The sequence below is a fragment of the Salinisphaera sp. SWV1 genome (assembly GCF_052044155.1).
Classification (GTDB): Bacteria; Pseudomonadota; Gammaproteobacteria; order Nevskiales; family Salinisphaeraceae; genus Salinisphaera.
Window position 1 is genome coordinate 140,318 of sequence record NZ_JBQDYE010000004.1, and the last position, 18,767, is coordinate 159,084.

The window sequence follows — 18,767 nt, forward strand, 5'->3', positions numbered from 1 at the left end:
CCGTGATGCCGACCCTCAATGAATAGCCAGACCGCCGCTGTGATCGCCGAAGTTCGTGCCTGTGTGGGCGAGGACTCGACGCTCGAGCGCCCCGAACTGATGATCGCCTTCGTCGAGACCTGTCTGGCGGGGGTGCCGGCGGATGCGCTGCGGGTGCGCTCGGTCGCGCATCTCTACGATGCGTTGCGGCATCACTTCGCGCTGCTGTGCCAGCCGCGCAAGCGTGGCGAGTATCGCGTGGCGCTCGAGACCATCGACGATGCCCGCAGCGACTGTGATCTGGCGCTGCTCACCGTGGTCGACGACATGGCCTTTCTGGTCGACACGGTCAGCCTGGCCGTCCGTGGTAGGGGCGCCGAGATCGACTGGATGATGCATCCGGTGGTGCGTGTCGAGCGCGATGGCGACGGTGAGCTCATCGAGGTCGGCGCCGCCGGTACGGATCTCCCCGCGGGGCCGGAGGAATCGCTGATCCGCATCGAGTTCGCGGCACCCGCCGGCCTCGACGGCGATGCGCTGATCGAACAGGTGAAGTCCAGTCTCGCCGATCTGGCCTGTGTGGTGGCGGACTGGCAGCCCATGCGGCGTCGCCTGCAGGCGGTGGTCAGCGAGCTCGACCGCGCCGCCGGCGGGGTTGACCGCGACGAACGTACCGAAACCCAGGCGTTCGTATCGTGGCTGGCGGATGATCATTTCACGCTGCTGGGTTATCGCTGCCGGGTGATCGAGACGGACGAGAACGGGGCCGACGTCATGGCCGACGTGCCCGACACCGGGCTCGGCCTGCTGCGCGAGGACCGGCCCGGTATCGACCCCGAGGGCTATGTCGCGCCGGCCGACGTGCTCGACGAATACACCCAGTCGTCGCGGCTGCTGGTGATCACCAAGGCCAACCAGCATTCCTGGATTCATCATGCCGATACGATGGACGTGGTGGCCATCAAGCGGCTGGATGCCACCGGCAACGTGATCGGCGCGCATCGGTTTCTGGGCATGTTCTCGGGCGATGCCTATCGCGCCAGCCCGCGCGACATCCCGGTGCTGCGGCACAAGATCTCGCACGTCATGGCACGCGCGGCGCTGCGCCCGCGCTCGCATGCCGCCAAGAATCTGCGCTACATCCTGGAAACCTTCCCGCGGGACGAGCTGTTCCAGACCGGCGAGAACGAGCTGTATGACACCGTCATCGGCGTGCTCAACATGCGCGAGACCGAACCGCTGCGCCTGTTCCTGCGCCGCGATCGCTACCGGCGTTTCTTTGCCGCGATCGTGTATGTCCCGCGGGAACGCTACACCGTGGCGCTGCGCAGTCAGATCCGGTCCGAGCTGGAGCGTCATCTCAACGGTGAATGCCAGGATGTCGATGCCGAGTTCCTGCGCGGGGCCGTAGTGCGCCTGCATTACCAGATTGCCACCGGGCAGGCGACCGAGCCGGTCGATGTGCGCGCGCTGGAACAGGCGTTGATCGCCGTCACGCGTGGCTGGCCCGATCGGGTCGCCGCGGCCGCGCGCGAGGCCGGGGTGTCGTTGCCGGCCTATGCGCATGCCTTCGACGCGGCTTATCGCGAGCGCTTCGATGCCGCCACGGCGGTGGCGGATGCCCAGGTGCTGGCGGCGATGGACGACAACAGCCAGCCGGTGCTGCGCGCCATGGCGCCCGAGGGCGACGTGCTCACGGTCAAACTTTACGGCCATGGCGACGACCTGCCGTTGTCACGCGTGCTGCCGGTATTCGAGCACTTCGGTCTGTCGGTGCTCACCCAGCACCCGTATCGCGTGGCGCGCATCGGCCAGAGTGTGCAATGGATCCACGAGTTCGAGGCCCGGCATGGCCACGGCGAGGCACTGTCCGATCCCACCTGCCGCGACAATCTGGCCGAAGCGTTTCACCAGATCATGGCCGGCACCGCCGAGGACGACGGGCTCAACGGCCTGATCATCGATGCCGGGTTCACCCCGCGTCAGGTGGTGCTGGTCCGCGCCATCACACGCTATCTGCTGCAGACCGAACTGCCGTTCTCGCCGGTCTATATCGGCGACCGGCTGGCCGAGCATGCGGCCCTGGTCCGCGCCTTGATCGATCTTTTCGAAGCCCGCTTCGATCCGGATCGAAGCCGTGTGATCAGCGGCGAGGACGAGGCCCGGGCCACTATCGAGGCCGAACTGGATGAAATCGCCAGCCTCGACGCCGACCGCGTGCTGCGGGCCTTCTACGGCGTGGTTATCGCCACGCTGCGCACGAATTATTTCCAGCGCGATGCGGCCGGTGCGCCCAAGGCGCATGTCTCGATCAAGCTCGATCCCAGCGAACTGGTGGAGTTGCCGCAGCCGCGGCCCTGGGTGGAGACGTTCGTCTATGCCCCGAGCGTCGAGGGCGTCCATTTGCGTGGCGGCCCGGTGGCGCGCGGCGGACTGCGCTGGTCGGACCGGCGCGAGGACTTCCGCACCGAAGTGCTCGGGCTGATGAAGGCACAGATGGTCAAGAACGCGGTGATCGTACCGGTCGGGGCCAAGGGCGGGTTCGTGGCCAAGTACGGGGTCGCGGACGAATCGCGCGAGGCGCGCCAGGCGCGCGGCATCTCCGCCTACAAGATATTCATCCGCGGTCTGCTCGACATCACCGACAATCGCGTCGGCGACGGCGTGGTGAAGCCGGAACGCGTGATCGCGCGCGACGGCGACGATCCGTATCTGGTGGTGGCGGCCGACAAGGGCACGGCCACGTTCTCCGACATCGCGAATTCGCTGTCGGCGGAGTACGGTTTCTGGCTCGACGACGCCTTCGCCTCCGGCGGCTCCGCCGGCTACGACCACAAGGTGATGGGAATTACCGCTCGTGGCGCCTGGGAAGGCGTCAAGCGCCATTTCCGCGAAATGGGACGCGATATCCAGAGCGAGCCGTTTTCGGTGGTGGCGATCGGCGACATGGGCGGCGATGTATTCGGCAACGGCATGCTGGCCTCCGAACAGACCCGCCTGATCGCTGCGTTCAACCATCTGCATATCTTCATCGACCCGGACCCGGACATCGCGGCGGCCTATGCGGAGCGCAAGCGCCTGTTCGCCGGTCCGGCGTCGGGCTGGCGCGATTACGATGAACGCCTGATCTCGCGCGGCGGCGGCGTTTTCGACCGTTCGGCGAAGACGATCGATCTGTCGGACGAAGCCCGGGTCGCACTCGCCATCGAATCGCGGCGAATGGCGCCGGACGATCTGATCAACGCCATCCTCAAGGCGCCGGTCGACCTCCTGTGGAATGGCGGTATCGGTACCTACGTCAAGGCCAGTACCCAGTCGCATACCGAGGTCGGCGATCGCGCCAACGACACGCTGCGCGTCGATGGCCGCGAACTGCGGGCGCGTGTGGTCGGCGAGGGCGGCAACCTGGGGCTGACCCAGGCAGGGCGTATCGAATACGCGCTGAACGGCGGCAAGCTCAACACCGATGCCATCGACAATTCCGGCGGCGTGGACTCCTCCGATATGGAGGTCAACATCAAGATCGCGCTGGGCACGGTGGAAGCGGCCGGCCGCATCGACCGCGAGGCGCGCAACGCGCTGCTGGCGGAAATGACGCCTTCGGTGATCGCTCTCGTGCTACGCACCAATTATCTGCAGACCCAGCAGATCAGTCTGATGGAAACCCAGAGCGTGGCGCGTTTCGACGAGCAGATCAGCTTCATGCGTGCACTGGAGCGCGATGGCCGGCTGGATCGACGCCTGGAAGGCCTGCCCGACGACGAGACCATCGAGGCCCGGCGGCGCGAACGCGCCGGCCTGACCCGTCCCGAGCTGTCGGTGCTTATTTCCTACAACAAGCTCACGCTGTCGGCGGCCGCCATCGAGGGCGGGCTTGCCGATGACCCCTGGATGGAGAGTTGGCTGACCGACGGCTTCCCGCCGCGGCTGGTCGAGCGCTTTCCGGAAGCGGTCACCGAGCATCGCCTCAAGCGCGAGTTGATTGCCACCCTGGTCACGAACCAGATGGTCGACCGGCTCGGTATCGCCACCGCGCAACGCCTGCCGGCGGGCTTTGGTGCACGCATGGAAGCCGCGGTCCGCGGTTACGTGCTGGCCGAAGGCTGGCTCGAGGGGGAAACGCTGTTCAACGCCATCGAGGCGCTGGACAACGTCATTCCGGCGGCCGAGCAGTACCGGGCGCACCGTATCGTCATCGGCCTGCTCAAGCATGCGATGAACTGGTGGCTCACGAGTACCGACACCGGCTACAACATCTCCGATCTGATCACCCGTTATCAATCCGGCGCCCGGCATTTGCTGGCCGGGCTCGCGGACCGGCTCGTGGGCAGCTACGCCCAGCGTTGGGAAAGCACCCTGGCGGACTGGCAGGCGATCGGCGTGGACGAGGAACTGGCGCGCCGTATCGCGTCGGCCGATGTCGGCGGCGGCATCATGGATATCGTCTCGCTGGCCGAGCGCCGCGCGCGGGCCGTGGCCGAAGTCGCGGATATCTACTATCGCCTGGGCGACGCCCTCGGCGTGCCGTGGCTGCAGGAAGCGATCCACCAGTTGCCTGCCAACGGCCGCTGGCAGGATCTGGCCCGGACCAGCCTGCGCAGCGACAGCTATCTGATCCACCAGCGCCTGGTCGACCAGGTGCTGGCGACGGAGGGCGACGATCCGCTGGCCGAGTGGTGTGCGGCGCGCGAACACACCATGGCTTTCGTCAGCGCACGCCTGGCCGAACTGCAGGCGATCGAACAGCCGGCGCAGGAGCATCTCACCGTCGCCGTGCGCGATCTCGCGCGGCTAGGCCAGCCGGGGCCCTCGAGTCTCGGCGGAGCGGGATAGCAGCGTCCGCCCGGCAAATCAAACATAGTCCCGGGGCGGCGCGCCTGAGCTGATCCGGAAGATAAGTCTGTCCGCAGATCGACGCAGACCATTTGAAATGGTGGATTTATTCACTTTCCGGTCTTTATGTATTCGGCGGTCGGGAAGGCAGGTCTATCCACAGATGACGCCGATTGCGCCGATTGAAAGAGGTTCTCCGGTCGAGCGCCCAGAGTCCGTCTGGCTCGGCACTCGGTCACTTGCAAGCCGGTCTTACGATCAGCATGGATCAGCGCATGAGGCGGACATGGCGCCTGGCGCCTGAAAATATTTATCCGCAGATCGACGCAGATCAGCGCAGATCTTTTAAATAGTGGATATATTTGCTTTTCGGGTTTGCGTATTCGATTGTATCTCCGGAGGAAAGGTTCAGCCACGAGGTGCAGCCCGGAAGACGGGTTTATCCACAGATGACGCCGATTGCACAGAGTGAAAGAGGTGGCCCGGTGAGCGCCCAGTGTGCGGTTGGCTTTCCGCCATGTCACATACAAGCCGGTCTTATGATCTGCGTGAATCTGCGTCGATCTGCGGAAAAAACGCCCCGGCGGCGGCGCGGAAACCGCTATTGCCACCGAAAACACCCGTACTGATGTCCGTTTTCAAAAATCTGCGTAATCTGTGCAATCTGTGGATCAAAAGTTCAGTTCCCGGGGGTCGGTCCGGAAGACAGGTCTATCCACAGATTACGCCGATTGCGCAGATTAAAAGACACGGCTCGGTGAGCTGTGAGTGCCCGTTTAGCTCGGCACTCGATCACTGACAGATCGGTGTTCTGATCTGCGTGGATCTGTGTCGATCTGCGGAAAATATATGCCCAGATAGCGGCACGGAAACGGCTATTGCCACCGGCGCCCGTGTGCATGGCGTGCTGGCGGGTGACACGGGGGCGGTTTCTGAAAACATTTATCCGCAGATCGACGCCGATCGACGCAGATATTTGAAACGGCGGATGTATTTGCTTTCCGGGTTGTTTGTATTCTGCGGTCCGGAAGACAGGTCTACCCACAGAGTACGCAGATTGAAAGAGGTCGTACGGTGAGCGCCGAGTGTGCGGTTGGCTTCCCGACCTGTCGCATGCAAGCCCGTCTTCTGATCTGTGTCGATCCGGGTCGATCTGCGGAAAAAATATGCCCAGGTAGCGGCGTGCAAACGACTATTTCCACTGAAAACAACAGTCCTGGCGTCTGCTTTAAAAAATCTGCGTACTCTGTGTAATCTGCGGATAGAAGTTCAGGTTTCAGGGGCTGTCCGGCAGACAGGTCTATCCACAGATTACGCCGATTGCACAGATTGAAAGACAGGGCTCGGTGAGCTGTGAGTGCCCGTTTAGCTCGGCACTCGATCACTGACAGGTCGGTCTTCTGATCTGCGTGGATCTGTGTCGATCTGCGGAAAACATGCCCCGGCACCGGCACGGAACGCAGCTATCGCTACCGATAAAAAGCCGACCGCGAGTCCACTTTAAAAAATCTGCGTAATCTGCGTAATCTGCGTAATCTGCGTAATCTGCGGATAGAAGTTCAGGTTTCAGGGGCTGTCCGGAAGACAGGCCTATCCACAGATTACGCCGATTGAAACAGGTCGTCCGGTGAGCGCCGCATGTGACGTTGGCTTCGCACCCGATCACTGACGGATCTGTCTTCTGATCTGCGTCGATCCGCGTTGATCTGCGGAAAAAAAACGTGCCCCGGCAGGGGCACGGAACGCAGCTATCGCTACCGATAAAAAGCCGCCCCCGAGTCCACTTTAAAAAATCTGCGCAATCTGTGTAATCTGCGGATAAAAGTTCAGTTTTCTGGGGCTGTCCGGAAGGCAGGTCTATCCACAGATTATGCAGATTGCACAGATTAAAAGACACCGCTCGGCGAGCTGTGAGCACCTGTTTAGCTCTGGACTCGATCACTGACAGATCGGTCTTCCGATCTGCGTGGATCTGTGTCGATCTGCGGAAAAAATGCCCCGGCGGTGGCACGGAAAACGGCTATTGCCACCAAAAAATCGGTCCTGGCGTGCGCTTTTGAAAATCTGCGTAATCTGTGAAATCTGTGGATAAAAAAGTCCAGTTTACGGGCGTCGCAACCAGGCCAGTGCACGCCGCGTGCCCGCGATGGCCAGTAGTATGATCAGCGGGTTGATGGCAAAGCGAAAGCGCTGGTTTTCGTCGATTTCGAACATGTTGCCGATGACGCTGACATACATGACGTTGAGCCAGATGAAGATCAGCGTGGCGTCCAGATTCGACACGCGGCGCCGCCAGGCGCAGCGGAGCAGCACGCCCAGGCCGAACAGCACGGCCGCGATGTAGACGATGGCGATGAAGACGCCGATGGTTGCCGGTTTGAGTTCGAACCGGGGGTTATCCGGATACACGGGCTGGCCGCCGATCACCTTGCCATACAGCCATGCCCAGGGCTGGATCGCCTCGCGATTGGCCTTGAGGAACGGGTAGTCGCTGGCCGGGCGCCAGAACATCAGCCAGGCCACGCCGATCGAGTGCAGATAGACGCCGGGATGGGTCCGGATCGCGACCAGCGCGTCGTGGCGCGCCATGCTGGATATGCGGGCGTACGGCAGATAATTGAAATTCACGTGCCCGGTCGTTTTGAGCCGGTGGTCGAGCACGGCGATGCCGGTATGCGGTCGCTTGACCACCGTGTCCTCGTAGGCCTGCGGAATATCGAAGGCCTTGTCGTCGAGCGCCAGCGGGGTCATGCGGCCGCTGGCCACGAGCCGTTCGCGTTCGCTGTGGTTCAGCTCCAGCGTGGTCAGCTTGGCCAGGCTCATGCCCAGCCAGTCCGAGGTCGAGAACTCGCCGATCACCGCCACGTTCTTGGCATAGAGCGCCAGGATAAGCACGAACGGCAGGGCGGCGGCGACCAGCACCGCGCGGCGATGGCCGGGCAACACCAGCGCGCTGTAACCGACCAGTACCGCGAACCATTCGATCTGGAACAGCGCGCGGGTATAGATCAGCACCGCCATGGCGCTGAACAGTGCGAACGCGTATCGGGGGCGGAAATCGCGCCGGCAGGCATCGAAAAGCCAGACGATGGCCACCAGCAGCAACAGCACGATCACCGTGTAGTAGGGCAGGCTCTCGTAGAGCATCAGTGCCGGCGAGCACATGAACAGGCCGGCGACCACGGCGGCACCGACCGGGCGCGTGCCGATCCGCCGAAGCAGTGCATACGTCAGCAGCACCGAGGCGCATGCCATGAGCGCGAAAATCACCCGGAACAGCGCGGCGGTGAGGAAGTCGCCGCCGCCCAGCGCGGCCGACAGCTTGAGCACCCCGCCGAGCAGCAGGTTGTACAGCGGCGGCTGCCCGGGCATGTAGCGCAGGCTGGTCAGCAGGTCGTGGCGCAGCAGCACCGGATCGAGAATCTGCCAGGAGGTCGCCAGCGGCGACAGATCGAAGCGTACGCCGGCGAGATAAGCCGCAATGCGTGAGACCAGATACAGCGCGACCAGCCCGCCCACGGCCCAGCGGTCGGCCGTGGCCCCGCGTGAACCGTGGTGCGTGTTCATAGCTGCGTGCGATGAAAGACGGCGCGCGGCACGATCTTGATGATCGTCATGATCAAACGCCAGAAACCCGGCGTATAGACCACCGCGCGTCGGTGGTCGATGGCCTTGACGATATCGCCGCCGACCTTGTCGGCGCTGGCGAACAGCGGGCCTTTCTCGAGGTCTGCCGTCATCGGGGTGTCGACCAGGCCGGGCCGGATCGTGAGCACGTCCACGCCGCGGCCGTGCAACCGATGGCGCAGGCCATCGAGGAATGCGTTCACGCCGGCCTTGGCGCTGCCGTAGACATAATTGCTGGCACGCCCGCGATCGCCGGCGACCGACGAAATCACCGCGATCAGGCCCGAGCCCTGTTGTTCGAGCCGATTGGCGACATCGGTGACCAGCGCGACCACGCTTACGGCGTTGGTATGCCAGGCGGCGACCGCGGCCGCCGGATCGGCGGCACAGGCGGCCTGGTCGGGCAGGGTGCCGTAGGCGATGAAGACGGTGTCGAGCCCGCCGAGATCGGCGACCGCGGCGTCCAGCATGGCCCCGTGCGCGTTCAGGTCGTCGGCGTCCATGGCGTGGACAGTGGCGCGCGCGGCGCCGCGCACCGACAGATCGCGTGCGACCGGAGCGAGCTTGTCGCGGTTGCGGGCGACCAGGAACAGCGCATCGCCGCGTTCGGCGAAGCGGCGGGCGGCGGCTTCGGCGATTGCCGATGTCGCGCCCACGATGAGAATACGGTTCATGCGGTGTCTCCCGTCACACGAAGCCAGAAATCCGAGGAAAACTGCGGATCGACATAGCCGGCGAACTCGCGCCAGCGGGGGAAGTAGTGCTGGAAGGCCGTGGCCGACATGCGTGCATCCTTGGCCGGATAGACCGCGCCGCCGGCGGCCATCACGACATCGTCGAGCGAATCCAGCAGACGGCGCGTCGATTCGCCCCGGTTGGGGAAATCCAGCGCCAGCGTGGTACCGGGCCGGGGGAACGACAGCATCCCGGGCGAGGGCACGTCGCCGAAGACCTTGAGCACCGAGAGAAACGAGCCCTGGCCGGAGGCGCCGATGCGCGCCAGCAGTTCGCCGATCGAGGCCTCGGCATCGCCCGGCGGTACCACACACTGATATTGATAGAAACCGGCCGGCCCGTAGGCCCGGTTCCAGTTGCGGATGCCGTCCAGCGGGTAGAAATAGGGCTGGTAGTGCTGCGCGGCGCGAAAGCGCCGTTTTCGCTTGCGATGGAAATACAGCGTATTCAGCGGTGTGAGCGTGGCCCGGTTCATCAACGAAAACGGCGGTGTCAGCGCGAAGTTCGGCCCGGGTTTCGGCCCGGCGGCATTGGGCTGGCCCATCGCCGGTCGATGATTGGCGCGCATGAACCAGCCGCGCCCGAGCTTGGCGCCGGTCGCGCTGCAATCGACCCAGGCGACCGTGTATTCGTAGTCGTCTTCCGATGCCGCGGAGAGCTCGAAGAAGGCGCGCAGGTTGTCGAAGCGATGGGTGTCGACGTCCATGAAGGCGCCGCCGACACGCCTGAGCTGCACACGCACGCGGGTGATCAGCCCGGTCAGGCCCAGCCCGCCGATGGTCGCCGCGAACCGGTCGGTGTTGTCGCTTCGGCTGCAGGTGCGGGGGGTGCCGTCACTGGCGGTGAGGTCGAAATCCAGCACATGCCGGCCGAATGTGCCGGCCACATGATGATTCTTGCCGTGCACGTCATTGGCGATGGCCCCGGCGACCGTGACGTACTGGGTGCCGGGGGTGACCGGCACGAACCAGCCCTGCGGCAGGGCCAGGCGCAGGATGTCGGTCAGCAGCACGCCGGGCTCGCATTCCAGCACCCCGGTTTCGGCATCGAAGGCGATGAAATGATCCAGGCTTCGCGTATCGATCAGCGTGCCGTCGTTGTTGACCACCACGTCGCCGTAGCTGCGGCCGTTGCCGTAGGCCAGCAGCGGGCGGTCGTCGGCTGCCGGCAGCGGCGAACGACCGGCCACCGGACGCACGACGCGCGCCGGCGTACTGGCCGGGATATGCCCCCAGGATGGATGCGACCCCGCCCGGCTCATAGCGCGGCGGCGATCGCGATGGCCGCACCCAGCACGATGCAGATGCGACTGCCGGTATCACGGGCGGCGAACACGATCGGGTCGTCGGTCATTTCCCGGCGCAGGGTCTTGAGCCAGATCCGACTGATCCAGTAAAGCACCACCGGGCACAACAGCCAGATCAATACCGGGTGCCGGTAGTGGCTGGTGACATCCGGGCTGTTGATATACAGCGCCAGCACCACGACGCTGGCATAGCCGGCGGCGGTACCGAGGCTGCGCAGGGCGTCAATGTCGGAGGCCGCATAGCCGCGCCCGCCGCCGCTGGTCTGGCCGGCCTGGACCAGGATCAGTTCGGCGCAGCGCTTGGCCATGGCCAGGCTGAGGAACAACGACATCGACAGCGCCAGCAGCCAGAATGACAGCGGAATGCCGGTGGCCGCGCCGCCGGCGATCACCCGCAATGTGTACAGCGCTGCCAGCGTCAGCACGTCGACCAGGGCCATGCGTTTCAGGCCCATGGAATAGGCCAGGGTCAGAATGTAATACAGCGCCAGCACGGCACCGAAGATCGGCGGCAGGAATGCCGCGGTCACGGCCGCGATCAACAACAGCACGGGAATCGCCATCACGCCTTGGGCGACCGGCAGCGTGCCGCTGGCGAACGGGCGATGCCGTTTGTTGGGGTGCCGGCGATCGTCGCCCAGGTCGACCAGGTCGTTGAGCAGGTAGACGCTGGAGGCCAGGGCGCCGTAGGCAATGAAGGCGAGCACGGCGGCAAACAGCGTGTTGCCGTCGAGCAGCTCATGGCTGGCGAGCAACGGCACGAAGATCAGCATGTTCTTCGACCACTGGTACAGGCGCATCGCCTTGATCCAGGTGCGAACCCCGCTCGGCTCGCGCTCGATGCGCCGGCTGACGCGGGTCTCGCGCGTGGCCCAGCGGTCGGTGGACGGCTTGGCACCGACCAGAATCGTCTCGCGCGCGGCCGCCCAGATCGCACGATCGTCGTCGTGGTCGGCGGCGTAGTCGAAGGGTGCGTCGCCCAGCAGTTCGCGGATCGCCGCCAGCTTGTCCTCGCCCGAGAGGTTGGTATGGGCATCGCTGGCGAGTACGTCGTCGAACAGCTCGAGATGGGCGGCGACCTGATGGGCATAACGCTGATTTGCCGCGGTCGCCAGCACGATGCGCCGCCCGTGCTGTTTCTCGGCGGTGAGGAAATCCACCAGCTCACGGTTGTAGGGCAGGTGGGCGACATCGAGGGCCACGCGGGTGGCGATCTCATGCTTGAGCGTAGCCTTGCCGCGCCTGAGCCATCCGGGCAGGCAGAGCAGCTTGTGCGGGCGCTCGCGGGCCAGCATGAATGCCGATTCGATCAACAGATCGGTGTGGACCAGCGTGCCGTCGAGATCGACGACCAGAGCGGCGGCGCGGGCCTGGCTCATGACGTTTCTTCCTGTCCGGTGGATACGGGATGACGGCGATGATCGAACTCGAGCAGCGCCAGGCAGAGCAGCCCCAGGACCACCGCGAACCAGAGGGTGGCGATGCGCGCGATCAGGGTCACGCTGAGCGCGGTACCGGCTGCCACGCCCGAGAGTTTCAGCAACAGCGCCATGGCGGCTTCGGTGCTGCCGAGCCCGCCCGGGATGAACGACAGTGCACCGATCAGCATGCTGATGGCATAAATACCGATCGCCAGGGGGAGGGCGACCGCCAGCCCGAGCCTGCCGGCGATCAGATATACCGAAACCCCTTCGGCCGCCCAGGCCAGGCAGCCGAGTAGCAGGCCGCCGAGCAGCGGTTTCCAGGACAGCAACACGAAGGCGCGCTCCCAGGCGTGCACGAATACATGCAGCACATGGCCCACGAATGTCTGCGGATCGGCGACGCGGTGTTGGGCGGCCTTGAGCAGGGGCCGGCGATGCATGGTCCAGAGCACGATGGCGATCACCGCCAGCGGTGCGAGCACCCAGTAGACATAGCCGGTGAACGACACGATCGCCAACAGCGACAGCAGCAGAATCGACAACAGATCGAGCAGCCGTTCGGCGAACATGGCGGCGACGGTATGCGCATAGGGCACCCGCCGGCGTGCCAGATACACCGCCCGCACGCCCTCGCCGGCCTTGCCGGGCGTGGTCGTGAGCGCGAAGCCCGAGATATAGATCAGCAGGTGGCGGCCGATCGGCAGCGCATGGCCGAGCCAGCGCAGGTAGCCGTGCCAACGGGCGAAGCGCAGGCTGTAATTGAACAGCGACAGGCACAGAATGCTGATCCAGCCCAGCCAGTCGAGCCGCTGCATGGCTGCCCACGTCCGCTGGCCGTCGATCCCGGCGATAAGGGTGAAGTAGAGCAGCGCCGCGATCAGCAGCGAGACGAGAACCGTGGTCAGGCGCGGCAAGACATCACTCTCGGTGGAAATGAATAGTCGCCGGGCGGCCCTGGACGCACCCTGCGCGCTCGGCGTATCGCAATCGAAGAGGCCGCGCGCCCGGCGAATTTCTCGTTCATCGGTTGCGCAGCGGCAAGCAATGCAACACGACCTCTAGATTGAGCGCGCGTGCCTGTCTGGCAAGTGAATACACCCGGCCGGGCGGGTGGTCCGGCCCCGGTGTGTCAGCCGGGCTTGTCGTGACCGAGCTGAGCGCGCAGGTCGCGTTTGCTGAACTTGCCGGTGGCCGTGCGCGGGATGGCATCCACGATCACGAAATCCTCCGGCACCATCCATTTCGGCATGCGCTCCAGCAGAAAGTCCCGCAGCGCCTCGGGCGCGAGATCGGCGCCTTGCCGCGGCACCACGGCCGCCAGCGGTCGCTCGCCCCAGCGTTCGTCGGCACGGGCGATCACGGCCGCCTCGGCGACATCCGGGTGGCCCATGATTTCGTTTTCCAGATGTACCGATGAAATCCACTCGCCGCCGGACTTGATCACATCCTTGGTGCGATCGGTGATGTCGATATAGCCGTGGGCGTCGATGGTGGCGATATCGCCGGTCCGCAGCCAGCCGTCGGCGGTGAATTTCTCCTCGCTGTTGTCGAGCCGGTAGTAGCCGCCCGCGATCCAGGGGCCGCGGATCTGCAGCTCGCCCATCGATTCGCCGTCGCGCGGCGCGACATGCCCGTCGGCATCCACGATCCGGATATTGATCAGCGGTACCGTGGTGCCGACCGTGGCGCGCTTGGCGTACTGCGTGTCTTCGTCCATGGCCCGGATCGCCGGTTTGACCCGGCCGGTCGTGCCGAGCGGCGAGGTTTCGGTCATGCCCCAGGCCTGGATCACGGTCAGGCCATGGTCGTCGAAGCGCCGCAACATGGACTCGGGCGCCGCCGAGCCGCCGACGATCATCTCCAGGTCCGCGCGCAGCGGCCAGCGCTCGGGCTCTGCGTCCAGTGCGTTGAGGATCGTCATCCAGATGGTCGGCACGCCCGCCGAGACATTCACGTCCTCGGCGACGTACAGATCGAGCAGGCTCTGGGCATCCAGATGCGGCCCGGGAAAGACCTGTTTCGCGCCCACCATGGTCGCGATGTAGGGCAGCCCCCAGGCGTTGACATGAAACATCGGCACCACCGGCAGAACGCTGTCGTTGTACGACAGGTCGAGATTGTCGGGCAGCGCACCGGTCAGCGCGTGCAGCACGGTCGAGCGATGGGAATAGGTCACGCCCTTCGGCCGCCCCGTGGTGCCGGAGGTGTAGCACATGCCGCAGGCGTCGTATTCGCTTTTCTCGGGGTAGACGAAGTCGTCCGGGGCCTGGGCGAGGAAAGTTTCGTAGTCGACCAGCGCGTCGGGGACCGGATCGCCGGTCAGCGGCACCACGATCACCTGTTCGACGTCGATGTCATCGGCGAACTGGCGGTACAGCGGCAGCAGCACATCGTCGACGATCAAAATCCGGTCTTCGGCATGGTTGATGATCCACGCGATATCGTCCGGCGCGAGCCGGATGTTCACCATATGGCAGACGCCGCCCATGGCCGGGATGCCGAAATAGGCCTCGAGGTGGCCATAGTGGTTCCACGACAGCGTGGCCACGCGATCGCCGGCTTCGATGCCGGCCTGCACCAGCGCCGCGGCCAGGCGCTTGGCACGGGCGACCATGTCGGCATAGGTGTAACGGTGCAGCGTCTTGTCGGGGCGCTGGCTGACGATCTCCACATCGCCGAATTCGGTCGCGGCGCGTTCCAGCAGATCGTCCAGTAGCAGCGGGCGGTCCATCATGGTCGACAACACGGGCAGGGCTCCTGGGTACGAACAAAACGATGGCAGCCAGCGTGGCGCGCGCCGCGGCCGGGCGTCTACGCGTCTTTCGGCGCATGTCGATGCGTTCGTGGCATGCTCGGCGGGCCGGTATTCGTTGTGAGGGAGAGATGCGCTACTGGGAGGATCTGGCGGTGGGCGAGACGCATCGCTACGGCCGGTACACGTTGACGGGCGAAGAGATCGCCCAGTTCACGGCGCGATTCGCCCCGCCAGCCGTGGTGGGCGCGAATGCCGATGCGGCCCCGGGCTACCTGCTGTGCTGTATCGGCATGCGCTTGCTGGTGGATCATTCACTCGTGGGGATGGCCTCGCTCGGCTCGCCCGGCGTGGATCGGATCGACTGGCCGAACCCGGCCTATGCGGGCGACGTGCTTTCGCTGTCTACCGAGTTGTTGTCCGCGCGGGTGCTCAACAGCCGGCCGGAGATGGGGCTGATCATGCAATTCATGGCCGTCGAGAACCCGCATGGCGTGCCCGTCGCGCGCATGTGGACAAACGCACTGGTCGCTCGTCGCGGCGCACCGTCATGATCGGCTTCGACGATCTCGAGCCCGGCCGCACCTTCACGCTCGGCCCGACCGGCGCGAGCCGCGACGACGTGCTCGCGTTCGCGCGGGCTTATGACCCGCAACCCTTTCATCTGAGCGACGAGGCCGCCAGCCGGACCTACTTCAAGCGGCTGTCGGCCTCGGGCTGGCATACCGGCGCGCTCATGCTGGCGCTGGTCACGGCCAACCCGGACTGGCCGCTGGCGTGTCGCGGCTGCCAGGAGATCCGCGATCTGCGCTGGCGGGCGCCGGTCTATCCCGACGATCGGCTGTCGGCCGCGGTCACCGTCGTCGATCGCACGCTACCCGAAAGCGGCGGCCCGGGAGCGGTCACGCTGGAGCTGCAGCTGAGCAATCAGCACGCCGTCACCGTGGCCGGGATGACGGTCGTGCTCGCCCTGGCGCGCGGTATCGGCTAACGCGACTAACTGCGATGGGCCGCGCCGATGTATTCGGCGGTGCTCATTTCATGCAGACGGCTGGCGGTGCGTTCGAACTCGAAGGTGAGCTCCGAGCCGGCGTAGAGCGCATCGGGGCCGGCCTCGGCGGTGACGAAGACATTCACGCGCCGGTCGTAGAATTCATCGATGGCGTTGATGAAGCGGCGCGCCGCGTTGTCGTCGGCATCGCCGAATACGGGTACACCGGAGATCATGATCACGCTGAATTCGCGGGCCAGTTCGATGTAGTCATTGGCCGAACGCGGGGTGCGGCAGAGGGTGTCGAAGTCGAACCAGGCGATGGCATCGGCGCGGCGCCGCGTCGCCAGCTTGCGCCCCAGAATCTTGACGTTGCCGCCCTCGCGCACCGGGCCGGTGGCCAGGCGTTCGAAGTAATGCGCCAGCACCGCGTCGGCCTCGTCGCCGGGCGGGATCTGGTAGGTCGCCGATTCCTCGATATGATCGAGGCGGAAATCGGTGCCGTCGGCCAGATGCATGATCCGGCAGTTGTCCTTGAGTCGTTCGATGGCCGGCAGGAAGCGGTCGCGCTTGAGCCCACCCTTGTAGAGATCGTCGGGGGCGACGTTGGAGGTGGCCACCAGGGTGACATTGCGGGCGAACAGCTCCTCGGTGAGCCGCGACAGGATCATGGCGTCGGCGATATCGGAGACGAAGAACTCGTCGAAGCACAGCACGCGATCCGCTGCCCAGTCGGCGGCGATCTTCTTCAACGGGTCGCTCTGGTGGGCGTAGCGCTTGCGCGCGTCGTGCACCTTCTGCATGAAGCGATGGAAGTGCAGGCGGGTCTTCTGCTCGAACGGCAGGGCATCGAAGAAGCAATCCATGAGATAGGTCTTGCCGCGGCCCACGCCGCCCCACAGATAAAGCCCGTCGACCTGCGGGCGCTCCTTCTTGCGGCCGAACAGGCCGCGGCTGACGGTCGGGTTTTCCCGCAGTCGTTCGTAGATCGACTGCAGTGCATCAACGGCTTTCTCCTGGGCGGGATCGCGAACGAATTCGGGGTCCTGCAGATCGGTTTCGTAGCGCTGGCGAGGGCTGGGTGCGCGTACGGTATCGTCCATCGGGCAACGGGGCTGGCTAAATCAATCGCCGGATTATACGCTCGCGCCATGGCTGCCATCGACGCCGTGGACGCGACAACCGCCGATATCATCGAACGTTTTCTCGACGGCCTGTGGGCCGAACGCGGCCTGGCCGACGCCACGCTTGCCGCCTATCGCAACGATCTCGCCCACTTCGGTCAATGGCAGGCCGGCCGCGGCGGACTGCTGGCCGCTGGCGCGAACGATATCCGGGCCTATCTCGCCGCGCGCAATACGCCGGATTCGAGTCCGCGCAGCGCGGCGCGTCTGTTGTCCAGCCTGCGCCAGTTCTATCGCTACCAGCTGCGGGCCGGGGCGATCCAGCGCGACCCGACCGCGTTGATCGACATGCCGGTTCAGGGCCGGCGCCTGCCGAAGACGCTCACCGAGCGCGATGTCGAGGCCCTGATCCGTGCGCCCGACACCGATACCGACCTGGGCCTGCGCGACCGGGCCATGCTGGAACTGATGTACGCGGCCGGCCTGCGCGTATCCGAGCTGGTCTCGGCCACGCGCGCCCAGGTCAACACGCGCCAGGGCGTGATCCGTGTCACCGGCAAGGGCGGGCGCGAGCGCCTCGTGCCGCTGGGCGGCGCCGCGGTGGACTGGATCGAGCGTTATCTGGCGCGTGCGCGCGCGGCGCTTCTGGGCGCGGCCGTCTCCGATGCGCTGTTCGTGACCGCGCGTGGCGGCGGCATGACACGACAGAACGTCTGGCATCGCATCCGCGCGCATGCGGGTGCCGCCGGTATTGCGGCGCAGGTCTCGCCGCACGGTCTGCGCCATGCCTTCGCCACCCATCTGCTCAACCACGGCGCGGACCTGCGCGCGGTGCAGATGCTGCTCGGCCACGCCGATCTGTCGACCACGCAGATCTATACCCACGTCGCGCGGGCACGACTCAAGGCACTGCACGCCGATCATCATCCACGCGGCTGACGGCGATATGGCGAGAAACATCGAAATCAAGGCCGTATGCCGCGACCGCGCCGTCATGCGGCAACGCATCGAGGCGCTGGCGGGCGCACCGGCGGCCGAGCTGGATCAGGACGACAGCTTCTTCACCTGCGCGACCGGCCGGCTCAAGCTGCGCGATTTCGGCAACGGTCAGGCGGAGTTGATCGCCTACGAGCGTCCGGATAGCGCCGGGCCGAGCCTGTCTTCATACACCCGCACGGAAACAGACGATCCCGACGGGTTGCGTGCCACGCTCACACACGCGCTCGGCTGCTGGGCGCGCGTGATCAAGACACGGCAACTCTATATGACCGGGCGCACGCGTATTCATCTCGACCGGGTCGAAGGGCTCGGCGATTTCGTGGAGTTTGAAGTCGTGCTGGCAGCGCAGGAACAGCCCGCCGACGGCCGGCGCGAGGCCGAGCGGCTGATGGCCGAGCTCGGCATCGAAGCCGCCGATCTGTGTGCGATCGCCTACGCGGACATGCTGACGACACCGAACTGAGCGCGCCGGTCCGCGCGGCTCAACGCTCGAGCAGTTCCCGCTTGTTCGGCTTGTCGGCCCATTCGTCGGCGTCTTCCGGCGGTTTCTTGACCTCGGTGATCACCGGCCATTCGGCCGCGAGCTCGGCGTTGAGTTGCAGGAAGTCGGCCTGGTCCTCGGGCAGATCGTCCTCGGAGACGATTGCCTCGACCGGGCACTCCGGCTCGCAGAGCGTGCAGTCGATGCACTCCTCGGGGTCGATGGCCAGGAAATTCGGGCCTTCATGAAAACAATCGACCGGGCAGACTTCCACGCAGTCGGTGTATTTGCACTTGATGCAGTTTTCGGTGACAACGAAGGTCATGGTCAGCCTCGTCGCTTGTAGCTGTCGGAAAGAGCGGGAAGGCGCGGAGTTTACCAGTTGCCCGCACCGCGGGAATCATTTTCGGGCCGCAACCCGGCGCGTCGGCGGCCGTTTTTCATCGGCCCGCATGGTAACGGGCCCGTGGCGCGGGCCGCCGCGCGGCGCGTTGGCGCCGGCCCCGCGACCGCGTC

General features: G+C 65.3%; 13 protein-coding genes. 5 read left to right on the forward strand and 8 right to left on the reverse strand.

The window, feature by feature from the left end:
- Positions 1–18 precede the first annotated feature (18 nt).
- Positions 19–4,812 (forward strand): NAD-glutamate dehydrogenase, encoded by a 4,794-nt coding sequence (locus tag ACS8YF_RS03395; protein WP_440848811.1) that lies wholly within the window; start codon positions 19–21, stop codon positions 4,810–4,812.
- A 2,103-nt stretch (positions 4,813–6,915) separates the two neighbouring features.
- Here the strand turns inward: ACS8YF_RS03395 and ACS8YF_RS03400 are convergent.
- The 6 genes from ACS8YF_RS03400 to ACS8YF_RS03425 all read right to left on the reverse strand — a co-directional run bounded on the left by ACS8YF_RS03400 (position 6,916) and on the right by ACS8YF_RS03425 (position 14,650).
- Positions 6,916–8,379 (reverse strand): hypothetical protein, encoded by a 1,464-nt coding sequence (locus ACS8YF_RS03400; protein WP_440848812.1) that lies wholly within the window; start codon positions 8,377–8,379, stop codon positions 6,916–6,918.
- Positions 8,376–9,113, reverse strand: coding sequence for an SDR family oxidoreductase (locus ACS8YF_RS03405; protein WP_440848813.1), 738 nt, complete (start codon positions 9,111–9,113; stop codon positions 8,376–8,378). The genes ACS8YF_RS03400 and ACS8YF_RS03405 overlap by 4 nt, the downstream gene beginning before the upstream one ends.
- Positions 9,110–10,435, reverse strand: coding sequence for an FAD-binding oxidoreductase (locus tag ACS8YF_RS03410; RefSeq protein WP_440848814.1), 1,326 nt, complete (start codon positions 10,433–10,435; stop codon positions 9,110–9,112). The genes ACS8YF_RS03405 and ACS8YF_RS03410 overlap by 4 nt, the downstream gene beginning before the upstream one ends.
- A complete protein-coding gene (locus ACS8YF_RS03415; protein WP_440848815.1) occupies positions 10,432–11,859 on the reverse strand; it encodes a UbiA family prenyltransferase in 1,428 nt (475 codons plus the stop codon). Before ACS8YF_RS03415 ends, ACS8YF_RS03410 begins: the two co-directional genes overlap by 4 nt.
- Positions 11,856–12,818, reverse strand: coding sequence for a lysylphosphatidylglycerol synthase transmembrane domain-containing protein (locus tag ACS8YF_RS03420; RefSeq protein ID WP_440848816.1), 963 nt, complete (start codon positions 12,816–12,818; stop codon positions 11,856–11,858). The genes ACS8YF_RS03415 and ACS8YF_RS03420 overlap by 4 nt, the downstream gene beginning before the upstream one ends.
- A 215-nt stretch (positions 12,819–13,033) precedes the next feature.
- On the reverse strand, positions 13,034–14,650 hold the full coding sequence (locus tag ACS8YF_RS03425; RefSeq protein WP_440848817.1) for a long-chain fatty acid--CoA ligase: 1,617 nt from the start codon (positions 14,648–14,650) through the stop codon (positions 13,034–13,036).
- A 29-nt stretch (positions 14,651–14,679) separates the two neighbouring features.
- Between ACS8YF_RS03425 and ACS8YF_RS03430 the strand changes: the two genes are divergently transcribed.
- On the forward strand, positions 14,680–15,210 hold the full coding sequence (locus ACS8YF_RS03430; RefSeq protein WP_440848818.1) for a dehydratase: 531 nt from the start codon (positions 14,680–14,682) through the stop codon (positions 15,208–15,210).
- A complete protein-coding gene (locus tag ACS8YF_RS03435) occupies positions 15,207–15,647 on the forward strand; it encodes a MaoC/PaaZ C-terminal domain-containing protein (protein ID WP_440848819.1) in 441 nt (146 codons plus the stop codon). The genes ACS8YF_RS03430 and ACS8YF_RS03435 overlap by 4 nt, the downstream gene beginning before the upstream one ends.
- A gap of 5 nt (positions 15,648–15,652) precedes the next feature.
- Here the strand turns inward: ACS8YF_RS03435 and zapE are convergent, their stop codons facing one another.
- Positions 15,653–16,750, reverse strand: a complete 1,098-nt coding sequence (gene zapE / locus ACS8YF_RS03440) for a cell division protein ZapE (protein WP_440848820.1) — start codon at positions 16,748–16,750, stop codon at positions 15,653–15,655.
- Between the two features lie 48 nt (positions 16,751–16,798).
- Between zapE and xerD the strand changes: the two genes are divergently transcribed.
- A complete protein-coding gene (gene xerD / locus ACS8YF_RS03445) occupies positions 16,799–17,710 on the forward strand; it encodes a site-specific tyrosine recombinase XerD (protein ID WP_440848821.1) in 912 nt (303 codons plus the stop codon).
- Positions 17,711–17,717: 7 nt separating this feature from the next.
- Positions 17,718–18,233, forward strand: a complete 516-nt coding sequence (locus ACS8YF_RS03450; RefSeq protein WP_440848822.1) for a class IV adenylate cyclase — start codon at positions 17,718–17,720, stop codon at positions 18,231–18,233.
- 19 nt (positions 18,234–18,252) lie between these two features.
- On the opposite strand, the gene fdxA is transcribed toward ACS8YF_RS03450, so the two are convergent.
- Positions 18,253–18,576 carry a ferredoxin FdxA gene (gene fdxA, locus ACS8YF_RS03455; RefSeq protein ID WP_037337034.1) on the reverse strand — a complete coding sequence of 108 codons (324 nt, stop codon included), beginning with the start codon at positions 18,574–18,576 and terminating at the stop codon, positions 18,253–18,255.
- Positions 18,577–18,767: the final 191 nt, after the last annotated feature.

Coding starts and splice junctions, on each gene's coding strand:
- ACS8YF_RS03415 (WP_440848815.1), bottom strand. CDS start 11,859: ATGAGCCAGGCCCGCGCCGCCGCTCTGGTCGTCGATCTCGACGGCACG.
- ACS8YF_RS03410 (WP_440848814.1), bottom strand. CDS start 10,435: ATGAGCCGGGCGGGGTCGCATCCATCCTGGGGGCATATCCCGGCCAGT.
- xerD (WP_440848821.1), top strand. CDS start 16,799: ATGGCTGCCATCGACGCCGTGGACGCGACAACCGCCGATATCATCGAA.
- ACS8YF_RS03435 (WP_440848819.1), top strand. CDS start 15,207: ATGATCGGCTTCGACGATCTCGAGCCCGGCCGCACCTTCACGCTCGGC.
- fdxA (WP_037337034.1), bottom strand. CDS start 18,576: ATGACCTTCGTTGTCACCGAAAACTGCATCAAGTGCAAATACACCGAC.
- ACS8YF_RS03395 (WP_440848811.1), top strand. CDS start 19: ATGAATAGCCAGACCGCCGCTGTGATCGCCGAAGTTCGTGCCTGTGTG.
- ACS8YF_RS03430 (WP_440848818.1), top strand. CDS start 14,680: ATGGCAGCCAGCGTGGCGCGCGCCGCGGCCGGGCGTCTACGCGTCTTT.
- ACS8YF_RS03405 (WP_440848813.1), bottom strand. CDS start 9,113: ATGAACCGTATTCTCATCGTGGGCGCGACATCGGCAATCGCCGAAGCC.
- ACS8YF_RS03400 (WP_440848812.1), bottom strand. CDS start 8,379: ATGAACACGCACCACGGTTCACGCGGGGCCACGGCCGACCGCTGGGCC.
- zapE (WP_440848820.1), bottom strand. CDS start 16,750: ATGGACGATACCGTACGCGCACCCAGCCCTCGCCAGCGCTACGAAACC.
- ACS8YF_RS03450 (WP_440848822.1), top strand. CDS start 17,718: ATGGCGAGAAACATCGAAATCAAGGCCGTATGCCGCGACCGCGCCGTC.